At 69.1% G+C, this 16,646-nt stretch carries 14 protein-coding genes; 8 read left to right on the top strand and 6 right to left on the bottom strand.

The genetic code is table 11. The features are described 5' to 3' along the window. The first annotated feature begins 83 nt into the window (after window positions 1-83). Window positions 84-3,245, top strand: coding sequence for an autotransporter outer membrane beta-barrel domain-containing protein (locus tag SFB74_RS23690; RefSeq protein WP_432726741.1), 3,162 nt, complete (start codon window positions 84-86; stop codon window positions 3,243-3,245). 90 nt (window positions 3,246-3,335) lie between these two features. Next, window positions 3,336-4,442, top strand: coding sequence for a BMP family ABC transporter substrate-binding protein (locus SFB74_RS23685; RefSeq protein ID WP_432726739.1), 1,107 nt, complete (start codon window positions 3,336-3,338; stop codon window positions 4,440-4,442). On the opposite strand, the gene SFB74_RS23680 is transcribed toward SFB74_RS23685, so the two are convergent. Then, window positions 4,439-5,320 carry a LysR family transcriptional regulator gene (locus SFB74_RS23680; protein ID WP_432726738.1) on the bottom strand — a complete coding sequence of 294 codons (882 nt, stop codon included), beginning with the start codon at window positions 5,318-5,320 and terminating at the stop codon, window positions 4,439-4,441. The two genes, SFB74_RS23685 and SFB74_RS23680, sit on opposite strands and share 4 nt — an antisense overlap. A gap of 105 nt (window positions 5,321-5,425) precedes the next feature. Between SFB74_RS23680 and SFB74_RS23675 the strand changes: the two genes are divergently transcribed. The 6 genes from SFB74_RS23675 to SFB74_RS23650 all read left to right on the top strand — a co-directional run bounded on the left by SFB74_RS23675 (window position 5,426) and on the right by SFB74_RS23650 (window position 11,622). Next, window positions 5,426-6,031: a short chain dehydrogenase gene (locus tag SFB74_RS23675; protein WP_432726736.1), complete on the top strand. Its 606-nt coding sequence runs from the start codon at window positions 5,426-5,428 to the stop codon at window positions 6,029-6,031. After that, a complete protein-coding gene (locus tag SFB74_RS23670) occupies window positions 6,028-7,020 on the top strand; it encodes a hypothetical protein (protein ID WP_432726735.1) in 993 nt (330 codons plus the stop codon). Before SFB74_RS23675 ends, SFB74_RS23670 begins: the two co-directional genes overlap by 4 nt. A gap of 76 nt (window positions 7,021-7,096) precedes the next feature. Continuing rightward, window positions 7,097-8,383 carry a guanine deaminase gene (guaD, locus tag SFB74_RS23665; RefSeq protein ID WP_432726733.1) on the top strand — a complete coding sequence of 429 codons (1,287 nt, stop codon included), beginning with the start codon at window positions 7,097-7,099 and terminating at the stop codon, window positions 8,381-8,383. Window positions 8,384-8,458: 75 nt separating this feature from the next. Continuing rightward, on the top strand, window positions 8,459-9,025 hold the full coding sequence (gene dcd, locus SFB74_RS23660) for a dCTP deaminase (protein WP_019655140.1): 567 nt from the start codon (window positions 8,459-8,461) through the stop codon (window positions 9,023-9,025). A 111-nt stretch (window positions 9,026-9,136) separates the two neighbouring features. Next, window positions 9,137-10,024 carry a KPN_02809 family neutral zinc metallopeptidase gene (gene ypfJ, locus SFB74_RS23655; RefSeq protein WP_432726732.1) on the top strand — a complete coding sequence of 296 codons (888 nt, stop codon included), beginning with the start codon at window positions 9,137-9,139 and terminating at the stop codon, window positions 10,022-10,024. A gap of 131 nt (window positions 10,025-10,155) precedes the next feature. Beyond that, window positions 10,156-11,622, top strand: a complete 1,467-nt coding sequence (locus SFB74_RS23650; RefSeq protein ID WP_432726731.1) for a DEAD/DEAH box helicase — start codon at window positions 10,156-10,158, stop codon at window positions 11,620-11,622. A 145-nt stretch (window positions 11,623-11,767) separates the two neighbouring features. On the opposite strand, the gene SFB74_RS23645 is transcribed toward SFB74_RS23650, so the two are convergent. The 5 genes from SFB74_RS23645 to SFB74_RS23625 all read right to left on the bottom strand — a co-directional run bounded on the left by SFB74_RS23645 (window position 11,768) and on the right by SFB74_RS23625 (window position 16,613). Then, window positions 11,768-12,001 (bottom strand): hypothetical protein, encoded by a 234-nt coding sequence (locus SFB74_RS23645; RefSeq protein ID WP_126024346.1) that lies wholly within the window; start codon window positions 11,999-12,001, stop codon window positions 11,768-11,770. A gap of 160 nt (window positions 12,002-12,161) precedes the next feature. Continuing rightward, a complete protein-coding gene (locus SFB74_RS23640) occupies window positions 12,162-13,793 on the bottom strand; it encodes a rhodanese-related sulfurtransferase (RefSeq protein WP_432726730.1) in 1,632 nt (543 codons plus the stop codon). Continuing rightward, entirely contained in the window at window positions 13,790-14,404 is a 615-nt protein-coding gene (locus SFB74_RS23635; protein ID WP_432726729.1) for a cysteine dioxygenase, read from the bottom strand. The genes SFB74_RS23640 and SFB74_RS23635 overlap by 4 nt, the downstream gene beginning before the upstream one ends. Beyond that, a complete protein-coding gene (locus SFB74_RS23630; RefSeq protein ID WP_432726728.1) occupies window positions 14,401-15,384 on the bottom strand; it encodes an ABC transporter substrate-binding protein in 984 nt (327 codons plus the stop codon). Before SFB74_RS23630 ends, SFB74_RS23635 begins: the two co-directional genes overlap by 4 nt. Further along, window positions 15,381-16,613, bottom strand: a complete 1,233-nt coding sequence (locus tag SFB74_RS23625; RefSeq protein ID WP_432726727.1) for an acyl-CoA dehydrogenase family protein — start codon at window positions 16,611-16,613, stop codon at window positions 15,381-15,383. Before SFB74_RS23625 ends, SFB74_RS23630 begins: the two co-directional genes overlap by 4 nt. Between the last annotated feature and the right edge of the window lie 33 nt (window positions 16,614-16,646).

Below are 16,646 nucleotides of genomic sequence, written 5' to 3'. Positions count from 1 at the left end.
ATCAGGGCATGGATTGTTCGCAACCAAGTTGCGTTATTGAAGATGGCGCACCCATCCAGATCCACAACAACACGGGGGATTCCTTGTCGAAGAAACATCGATTCAGCCGGCGCGCGGTACACGGCACCGTGGTGGCGGCGTTGTCGTCGCCTTTCCTGGCCTGCACGGCAGGTGCCCAGTCCTACGTCGAGCCCGGGAGGCCCGGCGATCCGGCGAGCTGGCGCACGCGCGAGTTCATGAACGACTGGGGCCTTCGTGCGATGAAGGCCGAGTACGCGTATGCGCTCGGCATCACGGGCAAGGGCATCGTCATGGGCGCGGTCGATTCGGGCTACGACGCGCGCAATCTGCAGTCGCCGTCTTCGCGCTTCACGCCGCTGCTCACGCCGACCTCGTACGGCACCTACAACCCCGACCCGGCCTACAACGACGATGCGGCGCACGTCGGCTATCACGGCACGCACGTCACGGGCACGATGGCGGCCTCGCGCGACGGGCTGGCCAACGGCACCGACGGCAAGGGTGCCGGCGCGGTGCAGCCCAACGACATGCACGGCGTCGCCTTCAACGGGCAACTGGTCGTGGGCAACACCAACGGCTCCGACGGGCTGTGGTTCGGCCCCACGCTGGGTGGCCCGCCGGGAGACGACCTGCACAACCGTCATCCGAACGCGACCACCGCCAACTTCCAGTCGGTCTACCAGGGGCTCGTGGATGCGGGCGCGCGCGTCATCAACAACAGCTGGGGCAGCAAGCCCAGCGACGTGTCGTACGACAGCCTGCCGCTGCTGAAGCAGTCGTACGCGGGCTTCTACGGACAGACCACGTGGCTAGACGCCGCGGCCAAGGCGGCGCGGCCGCAGGCCGGCGGCAGGGAGGCCCCGGTGGTGGTCTTCAGCGCGGGCAACAACGGCCATGCGAACGCCAGCACGCGCGCATCGCTGCCGTACTTCCAGCCTGACCTGGAAGGCCACTGGATGGCGGTCACCGGTGTGCAGACGGCGAATCCCAACGCCGAGACCATCGGCTCGATGAGCCAGGTCTTCAACAAGTGCGGCGTCGCGAAGTACTCGTGCCTGGCCGCGCCGGCGCGAGGCATCATGAGCACCGTCCTGGACAACAAGTACCAGAGCGCCAGCGGCACCTCGATGGCCGCGCCGCACGCTTCGGGCGCGCTGGCGCTGGTGATGGAGCGCTTTCCCTACATGACGAACGAGCAGGCGCTGTACGTGCTGTTCACCACGGCAACGAAGCTCGACGGCTCGCCGCAGGCGGCACCCGACACTTCCATCGGATGGGGCCTCATCAACCTGCAGAACGCGATGAACGGCCCGGGCCAGCTCGTGGGTCGCTTCAACGTGAACCTGCCGGCGAACACCCGCGACGAGTGGAAGAACGCCATCTCCGACACGGCCTTGCAGCAGCGCAAGGCGGAAGACGCGGCCGAGCAGGCGGCGTGGGCGCAGACGCTGGTCGACAGGGGCTGGCAGAACGGCCTGCCGCAGGGCGCCTCGCAGCAGGACAAGGCCGACTACGCCACCGGCATGGCGCGCGCCGCGGCAGTCAATGGAGGCACCTTCGAGGGCATCACCTACCAGCCGCGCCAGTACGAAGGCAGCCTGGAGAAGAGCGGTGCGGGCACGCTGACGCTGTCGGGCGCCAACAGCTACCGCGGCAGCACGCGGGTGAGCGGCGGCACGCTGCAGGCCGGCGCGGCGAATGCGTTCAGCCCGGTGTCTGCACACAGCGTGGCCGCGGGCGCGATGCTCGACACGGCCGGCTTCAACCAGAGCCTGGCCTCGCTCGACAACGCGGGCACGGTGTCGCTGGTGGGCGCCAATCCCGGGACCGAGCTGCGCATGACGGGCGCCTACGTTGGACGACCCGGCAGCGTGATGCAGCTCGGCACGCGCCTGTCGGACACGGGGCCGTCCGACAAGCTCGTGCTCGACGGCAGCGGCGCGAGCGCCAGCGGCAGCACGCTGCTTCGGATCGTCAACCTCGGCGGCCTGGGCGGGCTGACGCAGGGCAATGGCATTGCGGTGGTGGAGGCGCGCAACGGCGCCACGAGCACGGTGCAGACGACCAAGGATGCCTTCGCGCTCGCCGGGGATGACCTCGCACCCGCGGGCTTGCGCAAGGGCGCGCAGGGGCTCGGCGCGCACGTGGACGCGGGTGCCTACGAATACCGGCTCTTCGCGGGCAGCGCCGACGGCTCGGGCGAGAACTGGTATCTGCGTTCGGAGCTTCCAGTGACACCCGGCACCCCGCCGTTGTTTCCGCCGTTGCCGCCCTATCGTGCCGAGGTACCGCTCTTCGCGGCGTTGCCGGCGCAGATGCGGCAGATGGATGCGAGCATGCTCGGCACGCTGCAGCAGCGCATCGGCGAAGACCGGGTGACGGGTGCCGATGCCCAGGCGGGGCGCCGCGCCTGGGGCAGGCTCGTCGGCAGCGACATGCGGACCAGCCAGGGCGGCACGGTGCAGCCCCGCAGCGAAGGCCGCTTCAGCGGCGCGCAGGCGGGCACCGACCTGTGGGCCGATCCGAACTGGCGAGTCGGCGTCTACGTGGGCCAGCTGGAGGGCACGATCGGTGTCGATGGTCTCGCGCACGGTTTCTACGGCGCGGTCGGCTCCAACAACGTTCGCGCGCGTTTCCTCGGCACCTACGCCACCTACCTGCATGGCAACGGCTTCTATGCCGACGCCGTGCTGCAGGCCGGCAGCTACCGCTACAGCGTGAAGCCCAGCCTGAAGACCGGCGCCTCGGGCAAGGGAAGCGGCGTTACCGCTTCCGTGGAGATCGGGCAGTCGCTGCCGCTGGCGGACGGCTGGCGCATCGAGCCGCAGCTGCAGCTCATTCATCAGCACGTGAATGCGGACGACGTGCTGATATCCGGTGCGCGTGTGCGGCAGGACGCGGGTGGCGGCTGGCTCGCGCGCATCGGCGTGCGCGTCAAGGGCAGCATCGAGACGGGGACTGGCCTGCTGGAGCCCTACGGCAGGCTGAGCGTGTATCGAGGCGGATCGGGCAGCGACATCGCGAGCTTCATCGGCCCGGCCGCATCGACCGACATCGCAAGCAGGACCGGCCATACCTCGACCGAACTGGCGGGCGGCTTCACGCTGGCGCTGGGCCCGGCCACAAGCATCTACGGCGAGCTAGGCAAGCTGTTCGCGAGCGGCGGCGCCGCGCGCGTGGGCTCGGGCATCCAGGGCAGCCTGGGGGTGCGCGTGCGCTGGTAGAAGGGCGCGGCACTAGAATCTTCACCCCGCAGCAGGGCGTCCCGGCCTGCTGCGGGGTTTTGCTTTTCCGGGGCCATGTAGAGGAACACCATGTACAAAAACCTCGCGGGCCGCGCCGTTCTGGCGCTGGCAGCCGCCGGCTTTTTATCTCCCGTCTTTTCGCAACAACAGCAGCAGCAGGCCGGTGCGCCGCTGAAGATCGGCTTCGTCTACGTCACGCCCGTCACCGACGCGGGCTGGGTGCGCCAGCACGAGGAAGGCCGCAAGGCCGTCGAGGCGGCGCTGGGCGCGAAGGTCAAGACTACCTACGTCGAGAACGTGGCCGAAGGCGCCGATGCCGAGCGCGTGATCCGCGACCTCGCGCAGCAGGGCAACAAGCTCATCTTCACGCCCAGCTTCGGCTACATGGAGCCGACGATGAAGGTGGCGAGGGACTTCACCGACGTGAAGTTCGAATCGATCACCGGCTACAAGACCGCGTCCAACGTGGCGACTGCCAATGCGCGCTACTACGAGGGCCGCTATCTCGCCGGCATCGCGGCCGGGCGCATGACGAAGACCAACGTGGCGGGCTATGTCGCGGGCTTTCCGATTCCGGAGGTGCTGCAGGGCATCAACGCCTTCACGCTCGGCATGCGCTCGGTGAACCCCGCCGCGCAGGTGCGCGTGGTGTGGCTCAACGAGTGGTTCGATCCGCCGAAGGAGCGCGACGCGGCCATGGCGCTGTTCAACCAGAACGCCGACGTGATCGCATTCCACACCGGCTCCACCGCCGTGATGGCTGCGGCGCAGGAGCGCGGCAAGCTGGCCATTGCCTACCACTCCGACATGCGCAAGATCGCGCCCGACGCGCAGATCGTCGCGGTCACGCACCAATGGGGCGGCTACTACACGCAGCGCGCGAAGGCAGTGCTCGACGGCAGCTGGAAGAGCGGCAACCTCTGGGGCGGCGTGAAGGAAGGAATGATCCGCGTCGGCGACTTCGGCACCAAGGTGCCCAAGGCCGTGCAGGACGAGGTGCTGGCGCGGCAGAAGGACATCGCCGCCGGCAAGCTGCAGCCGTTCCGCGCCGCGGCGGCCGACGTGCGCGACAACGAGGGGCACACCGTGATCGCCAAGGGCACGCAGTTGAGCGACGAGCAGATCCTGACGATGAACTGGCTGGCCGAGGGCGTGCTGGGACGCGTCACGCGCTAGCCCAGCCGTTCGACCACGAAGTCGACGAAGGTTCGCAGCTTGGCGCTCGGGCGTGCCTCGGGCAGCCGCATGATGTGCACCTGCCGCGTGGGCAACTCCCAGTCGGGCAGCAACTGCACCACCTGACCCGATGCGAGGGCGGGGCCGAGCAGCGCATCGGCCTGCACGATCACTCCCACGCCGGCCATGGCCGCGGCCAGCAATGCCTGGCCGTTGTTCGTAGTGAGCGGCCCGCGCACCGGCACGTGCACCGTCTGGCCGTTGCGCGTGAAGCGCCATGAGTGGTTCGGCCCCCACGCCGCGAACCCGAGCAGCGGGAAGGCCTCCAGCTCTGACGGGTGCCCGGGCTGCCCGTGGCGCGCGACCCACGCCGGGCTTGCCACGGCGTACATGCGCGCCAGGGCGAGCGGCCTTGCGATGAGCCGGTCGTCGATGGCCGCGCCCGAGCGGATGCCGCAGTCGAAGCCCTCCTCGGCCAGGTCGACCACGCGGTCGTTGAGGCTCAGGTCCACCTTCACCTGCGGATAGGCGGCGATGTATTCGCCGATCACCGGCGTGAGGCGGTGCGCGCCGTAGGCCACGGGCGCGGTGACGCGCAGCACGCCCTGCGGCATGGCACGCAGCGACTCGGCCACGCCGTCGGCCGTGTGCACACTGGCCAGCACGTCGCGGCAGCGCTCGAGATACGCGGCGCCGATCTCCGTGAGCGCATGGCGGCGCGTGGTGCGCTCGAGCAGGCGGGCTCCGAGTTGCTCTTCGAGGGCGCGGATGTGCTTGCCGACCATCACGGCCGAAAGGTCGAGCGCCTCGGCGGCGGCGGCGAAGCTGCCCGCGTCCACCGTGGCGACGAAGACTTCCATGGCGCGCAGCTTGTCCATATTGCGAACTCCTGATTTCGAATGGCTGAACTGGAAGGCAATTTATCAAATGGATGGTTCGCAAAACAATCACCGCTTGTTTGATTCACTCTGGCGAGGTTTTCCATGAAGGTTCTTGTTGTGGGCGCGACGGGCGCGGTCGGCAGCGCGGTGGCGCAGGTGCTGGCCGGACGGGGCCATGAGGTGATTCGCGCGGGTCGCACGCGCGGCGACCACCAGGTCGACATCACGAGCGATGCCAGCGTCGAGGCGTTGTACGCGGCGGTCGGTCGGCTCGATGCGATCGTCTCGGCTGCGGGCGGGCTCTTCTTCGGGCCGTTGGCGGAGATGACCCCGGCGAATTTCAATGTGGGCCTGCAGGACAAGCTGCTGGGCCAGGTGCGGCTCGCGCTGCTTGGCCAGCATGTGCTGCGCGACGGCGGCTCCATCACGCTGACCACGGGCGTCGCGGCCGACGATCCGGTTCGCGGCGGAGGCAACGCGGCTGCCGTGAATGCGGCGGTCGAGGGCTTTGTGAAGGGCGCGGCGATCGAGCTGGCGCGCGGCCTGCGCATCAACGCGGTGAGCCCGACGCTGCTGACCGAATCGGAGGCTGCGTATGGCGCGCTCTTCCCGGGCGTCGAGACCGTACCGGCCGCGCGCGTGGCGCTGGCCTATGTGCGCAGCGTCGAAGGTCCGTTGACGGGGCGCGTCTTTCGCGTGTGGCAATGAGGGGCGGGCATTCACGGCTTGCAGGCGCTCTGCTTGCGCTCGCGACGACCGCGGCCGTCGCCGCCCCGCCCGTGGTGCAGGCCTTGCCGGACGACTGGTATCCCGAAAGCGTCGCCATCGGGCCCGACGGCTCGTTCTACGTCGGCAGCTGGCGCGAAGGCGCGGTCGCACGCCTGAAGCCCGGCGCCTCCCCGAAGGCCGAAGTGCTGGTGAAACCCGGCGCCAACGGCCTTGCGAACGGGCAGGGCGTGCTGGTCGATGCGAAGCATCGGGCGCTGTGGGTCTGCTCGGGCAACAGCGGGTTCACCACCGTGCCGCAGACGCCGAGCGCGCTCAAGCGCTACGACCTTGCCACCGGCGCGCCGCGTGCGAGCTACGCGATGCCCGACGACGGCTACTGCAACGACCTCGCGCAGGACGCGCGCGGCAACCTCTACGTGACCGACTCTTATCACCCGCGCGTGCTGAAGCTCGCGCCTGGCGCCGATTCGCTCGCGGTGTGGAAGGAAGACCCTGCGTTCGCCGGCCCGGGCCCCTACAAGGGCCTGAACGGCATCGCGATCGACGGCGGGCGCGATGTCTACGTCAGCCTCGTGGCGGCTGCGCCTTACGTGCTGCGTGTCGGCCTTGGCGCGGACGGCAGGGCGGGCGAGGTGACGCGTATCGAGGCGCCGCGCGTGCTGAAGAACGTCGACGCGATCCGCGCATGGAAGCCCGGGCGGCTCGTGCTGTTCGAAAGCAATGCCTTCGGTGAAGGGCCTTATGGCGGGCAGATCACGGTGGCGCATATCGACGGCGCGAAGCTCGGCTTGCAGACTGTGGTGATGGGGCTCAACGATCCGTCCTCCGGCGCGGTGCTGGGCGACCGCGTCTATTTCATCGAGTCGAAGTATTCGCTGCTGACGAAGCGCAAGGACGGCGACGGGCCGGTGCCGACGGGCGTGCCGTTCGACATCCAGTCTCGCGCGCTGCCTGTGTCGCCGAGGTGAGTGCGCTGCGCATATAGCACTCATATGCGCATGGAAATTGCGGCGGGGCGGGGGTGGATTACCCTCCGCACCCACGATGAAAAAAGCCTACCGCGCCTCCCTCCTGCGATTCGACGCCTCCGGCAAGCCCGTTTTCGATGAGGACGGCCTGCTGGTCGTCGCCCCCGACGCCGCCGGCCGCCAGCGCGTGCTCGACGCCGGCAGCCATGCCGACGTTGCGCCGCGCCATCCCGGCGCGCACACGACCCACCTGCCGGGGCGCATCCTCGCGCCGGGCTTCGTGGACATGCACATCCACTATCCGCAGACCGACATCATCGGTTCGCCCTCGCCGGGGCTGCTGCCCTGGCTCGAGAACTACACCTTTCCCGCGGAGAGCAAGTTCGCCGACCCCGCGCATTCGAAGGAGGTGTCGGAGTTCTTCCTTGACGAACTGCTGCGCAACGGCGTCACCACCTCGCTGACCTTCGCGACCTCGCATGTGGCCTCTGTCGATGCGCTCTTCGAGGGCGCGCAGCGCCGCGGCATGCGCCTGATCACCGGCAAGGTGCTGCAGGACCGCAACTCGCCCGACGGCGTGCGCGACGAAACCGAGCAGAGCCTGGTCGACACCGAGGCGCTGATCCGCAAGTGGCACAACGTCGACCGGCTGGGCTACGCCATCACGCCGCGCTTCGCACCAGCGAGCACCGATGCCCAGATGCGCGGCGCGAGCGAACTGGCCACGAAGTACGCCGACACCTGGATCCAGTCGCACGTGGCCGAGAACCGCGACGAGGTGAGCTGGGTGCGCGAGCTGTACCCGAAGGCTCGCTCGTACCTCGACGTGTATGCGGGCTTCGGCCTGATGCGCGAGCGGGCCGTGTACGCCCACTGCATCTACCTCGACGAGGCCGACCGCGCGCTGCTGCGCGAGACGAAGACGGCCGCGGCCGTGAGCCCGACCAGCAACCTGTTCCTGGGCAGCGGCTTCTTCGACTTCGGCGCGGCCGACCGCGTGGGCTACCCCTACGGCCTGGCCAGCGACGTGGGCGGCGGCACCAGTTTCAGCCCCTTCCACACCATGATGGCCGCCTACTACGTGGGCCGCGAAGGGCAGACCAAGGCCGGCCTGAGCATCGCGCCGTCGGAACTCTGGTGGCGCCACACCGGCGGCGCGGCACGCGCGCTGGGGCTCGACGGCGTGGTCGGCAACCTGCAGCCGGGCTGCGAGGCCGACTTCCTGGTGCTGAACCCCGCGGCCAGGCCGCTGCTGGCGCGCAAGACGAAGCAGGCGAACTCGCTGGAGGAAATGCTCTTCGCGATGATCGTGCTGGGCGACGACCGACTGGTCGAGCGCACGGTGATCTCGCAGGCGCTGTAGCCCCAGCGGCGGGGGCGGGGTGGCCGCGCGTGCCACAATTCGCCCCCGATTTCCCCGCAGCAGCAGCGAGCGCATATGAGCATCAAGAGCGACAAATGGATCCGGCGCATGGCCGAGCAGCACGGCATGATCGAGCCTTTCGAGCCGGGCCAGGTGCGCGAGGCCTCCGGCCACAAGATCATCAGCTACGGCACCTCGAGCTACGGCTACGACATCCGGTGCGCGCCTGAATTCAAGGTCTTCACCAACATCCACAGCACGGTCGTCGACCCGAAGAACTTCGACGAGAAGAGCTTCGTCGACATGCACGGCGACTACTGCATCATCCCGCCCAACAGCTTCGCGCTGGCGCGCACCGTCGAGTACTTCCGCATCCCGCGCAACGTGCTGACCATCTGTCTGGGCAAGAGCACCTATGCGCGCTGCGGCATCATCGTCAACGTGACCCCCTTCGAGCCCGAATGGGAAGGCTACGTGACGCTGGAGTTCAGCAACACCACGCCGCTGCCCGCCAAGATCTACGCGGGCGAGGGCTGCGCGCAGGTGCTGTTCTTCGAGAGCGACGAGGTCTGCGAGACCAGCTACAAGGACCGCGGCGGCAAGTACCAGGGCCAGCGCGGCGTTACCCTGCCGAAGACCTGACCGCTTTCGCGGCATTCCTGGCATACCCGCTTACAGAGCTGGACGGCTTCCGAAGTACCATCCTGCGACCGCCGGCAACTACTCCTGCAAAAGGCCGGCAAGGAGAGCGCGATGAGATGGGAAGGCAACGAACAATCGGACAACGTCGAAGACCGCCGCGGTGAAGGCGGAGGCGGTGGCGGCGGCGGCTTCATCGGCGGCCGTGGTATCGGCATCGGCACCATCGCGGTCGCGCTGATCGCCGGCTGGGTCTTCGGGATCAATCCGCTCACCGTGCTGAGCCTGCTCAGCGGCGGCGGTGGCCCTGCCCAGGTGCAACAGCAGCAACAAGGGCCCGCGCCCAAGCCGCCTTCGAACGACCGCGAGGCGGCCTTCGTTTCCACCGTGCTCAAGAACACCGAAGTGGTCTGGACGGACATCTTCCGCCAGAACGGAGGCACCTACCATCCGCCGCGCCTCGTGCTGTTCCGCAACGCGACGCCCACGGCCTGCGGCACCGGGCAGTCGGCCATGGGGCCGTTCTACTGCCCGGGCGACCAGAAGGTCTACATCGACCTCGGCTTCTACGACACGCTCAAGAACCAGCTCGGCGCGCCGGGCGAGTTCGCGCAGGCGTATGTCATCGCGCACGAGGTGGGCCATCACGTGCAGGACGAACTCGGCATCACCGCCAAGGTCGACGGCATGCGCAGCCGTCTGAGCCAGACGCAGAACAACGCGATGAGCGTGCGCGTCGAGCTGCAGGCCGACTGCTTCGCCGGCGTGTGGGCCCACCATTCGCAGGAATCGAAGAAGTGGCTCGACCCGGGCGACATCGAGGCCGCGATGAATGCCGCGCAGAAGATCGGCGACGACGCCCTGCAGCGCTCCGCAGGCCGCGCGGTGGTGCCCGACAGCTTCACCCACGGCTCCAGCGCGCAGCGCCAGCGCTGGTTTGGCGCGGGTTATCAAAGCGGCGACATCAAGGCCTGCGATACCTTCAACGCACGCAGTCTTTGAGCTCGGCCCTCCTGGAGGGCTTGTCGTTGTTGGCCTGATTGCTATTAAATAAATAGCAATTCCGTCCGCGCGGACGTTGTCACGGCGCGGTCACTGCCGTTTTTTGCGGCAATGCGACAATAGAGGGCTCAATGACAAGCTCCTTCTCCAATCTACTGCTGGCGGAACCGCTGGCGCGCGCCGTGGCCGAAATGGGCTACGAGACCATGACACCGATCCAGGAGCAGGCCATTCCGGTCGTGCTTTCGGGCCAGGACGTGATGGGCGCCGCCCAGACGGGCACCGGCAAGACGGCGGCATTCTCGCTACCGCTGCTGCAGCGCATGCTCAAGCATGAAAACGCCTCGACCTCGCCCGCGCGGCATCCGGTCCGGGCCCTGGTGCTGCTGCCCACGCGAGAGCTGGCCGACCAGGTTGCGCAGCAGATCAAGCTGTATGCCAAGTACACCAACCTGCGCAGCACGGTGGTGTTCGGCGGCATCGACATGAAGCCGCAGACGCTGGAGTTGAAGAAGGGCGTCGAAGTCCTGGTGGCCACGCCGGGCCGCCTGCTCGATCACATCGAGGCGAAGAACGCGGTGCTCAACCAGGTCGAATACGTCGTGCTCGACGAAGCCGACCGCATGCTCGACATCGGCTTCCTGCCCGACCTGCAGCGCATCCTGAGCTACCTGCCCAAGCAGCGCACCACGCTGCTGTTCTCGGCAACGTTCTCGCCCGAAATCAAGCGACTGGCCGGCAGCTACCTGCAGAACCCCGTCACCATCGAAGTGGCGCGGCCGAACGAAACGGCCTCCACCGTCGAGCAGCATTTCTACAGCGTGAGCGACGACGACAAGCGCCGCGCGCTCAGGCAGATCGTGCGCCAGCGCGGCATCACGCAGGCCTTCGTGTTCGTCAACAGCAAGCTCGGCTGCGCGCGCCTCGCGCGTTCGCTGGAGCGCGATGGTCTTCGCACTTCCGCACTGCACGGCGACAAGAGCCAGGACGAGCGCCTGAAGTCGCTCGCGGCCTTCAAGGCCGGCGAGGTCGACCTGCTGGTGTGCACCGACGTCGCGGCCCGCGGCCTCGACATCAAGGACGTGCCCGCTGTCTTCAACTTCGACATTCCGTTCAACGCCGAAGACTACGTGCACCGCATCGGCCGCACGGGCCGTGCAGGCGCCTCCGGCCTGGCGGTGAGCTTCGCCAGCGGCGGCAACGATGCCCGCCTGGTGGCCGACATCGAGAAGCTGATCAAGAAGAAGATCGAACTCGAGCCGGTGGAATTCGAGGAAGACCGCCCGCGCGGTCGCATCAACGACGGACGCCGCCACTGGCGCGAGGAAGGCGAATCGGGCGACGCGCGCGACGTGCTCGACCAGCCGCGCGAACGCCGTGATGCCGACCCCCGCCGCGGCGGCGGACGCCCACATCGCGCGCCTGCCGCGCCGCGCGATCCGTTCTTCGACAAGCCCTACGAGCCGGGCCAGCCCGACGCGACGCCCGCATGGGAAGCCGCCGCCAAGGCCTCGTCGACGCCCGGACGTGGCGTCTCGAGCAACATCAAGAGCAAGCGCAAGGTCGCGGCCCTGTTCAAGAGCGCCGAACCGAGCTGAGTCGAACCGAGGCCCTGGGCCGGGCCTCAAGTCACGCCCCCATTCGCGAAACACCGAGGAGCCAGCTCCGCCGGGCCTCAGGTGTTGCCCCCGCCGGTGGGGGTTGGCGTGGCGCACGAAGTGCGCGCAGCCTGGGGCGAGTCAATCACCTCCAGCCGCGATGCCAGCCGTATTGCGGGTGATGCCAGCCCCAGCCGTAACGCGGGTGGTAGGCCCAAACGAAGCCGACACCGGGCGACACGTATGTAGGCGCCACATAGGCCACGCCAGGAGGCGCCGCGTACACGGGGGCAGGGGCTGCGGGCGCAACCACGCAGCCGGTGAGCGTGGCCGCCAGCACGGCGGTGGCGGACACTGCAAGAAGAGATGGGAATCTCATGGCGAAGCTCCTGGAACGAGTTGTTGTGGGTGTGAACCTCCAACGTCGTCCAGTACCGCCGGATGACGGCCTTTACCCGGGCTACACACTGTGTCCAGCGTGTCGCCTTCCTTTCAGAACGCTTTCGCCGAGGCCGTTCTTTCCTCTGTTCGCTTTCTCTTCAGATCGCCTTGAAGTGGTGCGTGCCATCGCGGCCCAACTGCTCGACGAGGCCGTACTCCCAATCCAGATAGGCCTGCATCGCCTCGGCGGGCGCGTCGGTGCCTTCGTAGGGGCGGCGGTAGCGGTCTGTGCGTGCGCTCGCGAGGCGGGTCTCGCCGCTTTCCTGATCGAGGCCCGCGGCGAACCATGCCGCATTGCCGCCGGCCAGCACCAGTACCTCCGCATCGCGCTGGCCGCGCGCGTCGAGCAGGGCGCGCAGGTCGGCCGCGGCATAGCGGGCGAGCAGGCTGCTGCCGCAGGTCAGCACATAGCGCGACGAGGGCGGAATGGCGGTGTCGAGCGCCTGCGGCAACTGGGCGCGGATCGCATACCAGGCGCCCGGAATGTGGCGCTTCACATAGTTGGCGCTGGTGGTCACGTCGATCACGGCGGTGCCGGGCTGCTTCAGCAGCACGGCCAGCTCCGCCGGTGCGATCTCCTTCGCCACCACGGCAACCGGCGGATAGGCGCTGGCAGGAGCCGTCGTCTCGGCGAAATCTGCTGCCGTCGGCACTGCGTCCAGCACGTAGACCTCCCACCCCATCTGCGCAAGCCACGAGGAGCTCATCGATGCGCGCACGCCGTCATCGTCCGCCAGCACGACGCGCGCGCCGCGCACCGGCACCTGGTGATCGGTTTCCTGCACCAGCTGACCGCCGGGCGCGCTGGCGAAGCCGGGCAGGTGGCCTGCCGCGTATTCCTCGGGCGTGCGCACGTCGAAGCGGTAGACGGTGCGCCCGGGCGCTTCCAGCGTGTGAATGGCGTCCAGCGCGATGCGATGCACGCCCGCCTTGTCGGCCACGCGCCGCGCATCGGCCTGCGCCTGCGCGCGATGCGCGTCGGACACGGCGGCAGGCGCCTGCCGGCTCGCGCCATGATCGAGCACCTGCCCCGCGAGCTTCCAGCCGATGGTGCCGTTGCGCAGCGCGGCCACGGGGTTCGGAATGCCCGCGTTCACCAGCGATTGCGTGCCGATGATGCTGCGCGTGCGGCCCGCGCAGTTCACGATCACCCGCGTTGCGGGATCAGGCGCCAGCTCGCGCACGCGCAGCACCAGCTCCGCGCCCGGCACGCTGGTGGCCGAGGGAATGCTCATCGTCTGGTATTCGTCGAAGCGGCGCGCGTCGAGCACCACCACGTCGGCCTTCTCGTCGACCAGCGCCTTCACCTCTTGGGCGGAAAGCGAGGGCGTGTGCCGCTCATGCTCGACCAGCTCGCCGAAGGACTTGCTCGGCACGTTCACGTCGCGGAACAACTCGCCTCCCGCCTTGCGCCAGCCTTCGAGGCCGCCCTCGAGCAGATGCACGTTCGTGTAGCCCAGCGCGGCGAAGGTGAGCGCGGCCTGCGGCGCGAGGTCGGTACCGGCGTGCTCGCCGTACAGCACGATGAGCGTGTCGCGCCGCGGAATGCGCCGCCAGGCCTCGATCTCGATGCGCGACAGCGGCAGGTTGGCCGCCCACAGCGGATGTTCCTGCGCGAACGGGTCTTCCTCGCGGAGATCGAGCAGCGCGGTCTCGTCGCGGGCAATGAGCCGCTCGCGCACGGCGGCGAAGGAAAGAACGGGAAAGCTGGTGGCGGTCGTCGTCGTCATGCGTCTGTAGCGGCTCTGAGTTCTGCGCTGCGGTCCCACAGGTTGGGCAGCAGCGTGTTGGAGTATCCGGAGACGAAGGGCTTGCGGCCGCCCTCCGCAGGGTAAGTATGCCGCCGCACGGCGCCGATGTTCGCGCCGTACACGTGGATGCTGATCGAGACCTGGTCGGCGTGCGCGTTGTGCACGCGGTGCACGTCGCCGACGGTGGGCGACACCGCCTCCACCTGGCCGGCGTCGAGCCGCACCGCCTCGCCATGCGGCCGCGCGTTCCCGTCGGCGCCCAGCGCGTAGCCTTGGCTGTACTCCGAGCCGCGCAGCATGCCGATCAGCCCCCACACCGTATGGTCGTGCACCGGCGTGGCCTGCCCCGGTCCCCAGACGAAGCTCACGACAGAGAAGCGCTCGGTGCTGTCGGCGTGCAGCAGGAACTGCCGGTAGTACACCGGGTCGGGCTGGGCGAAGGCCTCGGGCAGCCAGTCGTCGCGCGACACCAGCGTGCGCAGCAGCGCGCCGCCTTCCGAAAGAATGCGCGGCTCGTCGGGCGCGCCATCGAGCAGCCGGCCGAAGGCGCCGACGAATTCGCGAAGGGGTGTCAGAGAGGTCGTTGTCATGCGGGGCGTTTCCAGACGCCAGTGTCGGTGATTGCGCGTACGTCCACCCGCACCGGCAGGATGCCGTCGCGCGCCGAGCGATCGGCCACCGTCTGCAGCGCGGCGATGTCGGCCTCGCTCACCGGCCGGCCTGCGACCGAGGCGCGCGCGGTGATGATGCGCGACGACTCGATGGGCAGCCGCGTGAGCTGGCTGTAGGCCTGCGCATAGGCCTCGGGATTGGCCAGTGCCCAGTCGCCCGCGCGGGCCAGCCTGTCGAGGAATTGCACGATGGCCGCGCGCTTGGCCGGATCGGCCAGCGACGACTCGGTGGCCGTGATGAAGCCCAGCGCGGTGTTGATGCCCCGCCCGTCGCGCAGGATGCGCCCGCCCTGTTGCAGGGCAATGGTGTAGTAGGGATCGAAGATTGCCCAGGCGTCGATCTGCTTCGAGGCGAAGGCCGCGGCCGCGTCTGTGGGCAGCACGAACTTCACCGTCACCTCCTCGCGCTTCACGCCGGCCTCTTCGAGCGCGCCGTAGAGCTGGTACTGCGAGATGCTGCCGCGCGCCGACGACACGATCACCGTCTTGCCGCGCAGGTCCGCCACGCTGCGTAGCGGCGAATCGGGCTGCACCACGATGCCCAGCGAATCGGCCTTGCCGACGCGCGTGGCGACGATCTTCAGCGGCGTCTTGCCCACGGCCGCGGCGAGCACGGGCAGGTCGCCGGCCATGGCGGTGTCGACCGCCGCGCCACGCTGCGCCTCGAAGAGCGGCGCGGCGCCCTGGAAGTTGGCCCAGCGGTAGGCGAAGGGCGCGCCCTCGAGGGCGCGTGAGGCCTCGAACAGCGAGCGCAGGCCGCCGGCCTGGTCGCCGAGCACCAGCGACGTCTGGGCTTGTGCAAAGGCGCGCAGCGAGCCGGTGGCGGCCAGCGACAGCGCTGCGCCCTGTTTCAGCCAGCCGCGCCGCGAGGCCTTGGGTAAGAAGAGGGAAGACGTCATGCGGCAGCTCCCGTGGACAGCAACGCGCGCTTGCCCGCCGCGACCAGGGTCGCGTCGTTCTGCGGCGTGTGGATGCGGCTGCACAGCACGTCGCGATAGTGCCGTTCCAGCGGGTTCTGCCGCGTGAGGCCGTGGTTGCCGCTGAGTTGCAGGGCGAGCTCGACCGCGCGGATCGCGTTGCCCGTCACCGTGTACTTGAGCAGGCCGCTGTCGGCGGCAGGCTGCGCGTGGCCGCCATCGACCGCGGCGGTGGCGTCGTCGAGCAGCACGCGGTTGGTGCGCAGCAGCGCCTCGATCTCGCCGACGTGCTCCTGCACGCGCGGCAGGCTGGCCAGCGGCGAGCCTAGGCTGCCGGGCGCGCGCCGGTTCAGGAAGCCGACCAGCCAGTCGCGCGCGGCATGGGCCACGGCGTCGTAGAGGCTGCCGAGCAGCACGGTCATCCATGCCTGCTGGGTGGCGTGGGCGTCGATGTCGGTCTGGCTGCCCGCGTCGGGCGCCCAGTCGGCCGGTGCGCGCAGGTCGACCGCGTGGTCGGCGTCGATGGCGACGTTCTCGAACACCACCTCGTGGCTGCCCGAGGCGCGAAGCCCCAGGTGGTCCCAGCTCGCGATCACGCGCACGCCGGGCGCGTTGCGCGGCACCAGGAAAACGCCGGTGCGCGGCTCGGCCTCGTCCGTGCGCGCCCACACGGCGAGCCAGCCCAGGCCCTCGATGCCGGTGGTGTAGAGCTTGTGGCCATCGATCTTCCAGCCGTCACCATCGCGCCGCGCGACCGTGCCCGGCAGGCCGCCACGGGCCGGCGAGCCCAGGGCGGGCTCCACGCGCAGCGCGTTGATGAGCGCGCCGTTCTCCACCGCGTCGCGCGCCACGCGCTCGCGCAGGTGCGCGGGCCAGCGGCTGTCGGGGCGCGCCAGCGCGTGGTGCTGCAGATAGGTCATCGTGAGGATCAGCGCCGTGGCCGGCTCGCCGCGCGCCACCGCGGAGATCACGCGCCGCGCCGTCGCCAGCGTGGCGCCGCCCCCGCCATGCGCGGCGGGCGCGACCAGCCCGATCAGACCGTGCGCCTGCAGGGCGGCGAAGTTCTCGCGCGGGAAGGCGCCGCTCAGGTCATGGTCGGCCGCTGTGGCCGCGAACTGGGCCGTCAGGCGGGCCAGCACGGATGCATCGACGGTGGAGGGGGAGGAATGTTCGGGCGCGCCCGAGGGGCGGCGCAAGGGGAGTGCACTCATGGTTCCCGCACGGTAGCGGGCTGCCTGACGGGC

It is taken from the genome of Variovorax xiamenensis (assembly GCF_050916385.1).
Classification (GTDB): Bacteria; Pseudomonadota; Gammaproteobacteria; order Burkholderiales; family Burkholderiaceae_C; genus Variovorax.
This window is presented reverse-complemented; position numbering and strand designations above follow the sequence as displayed.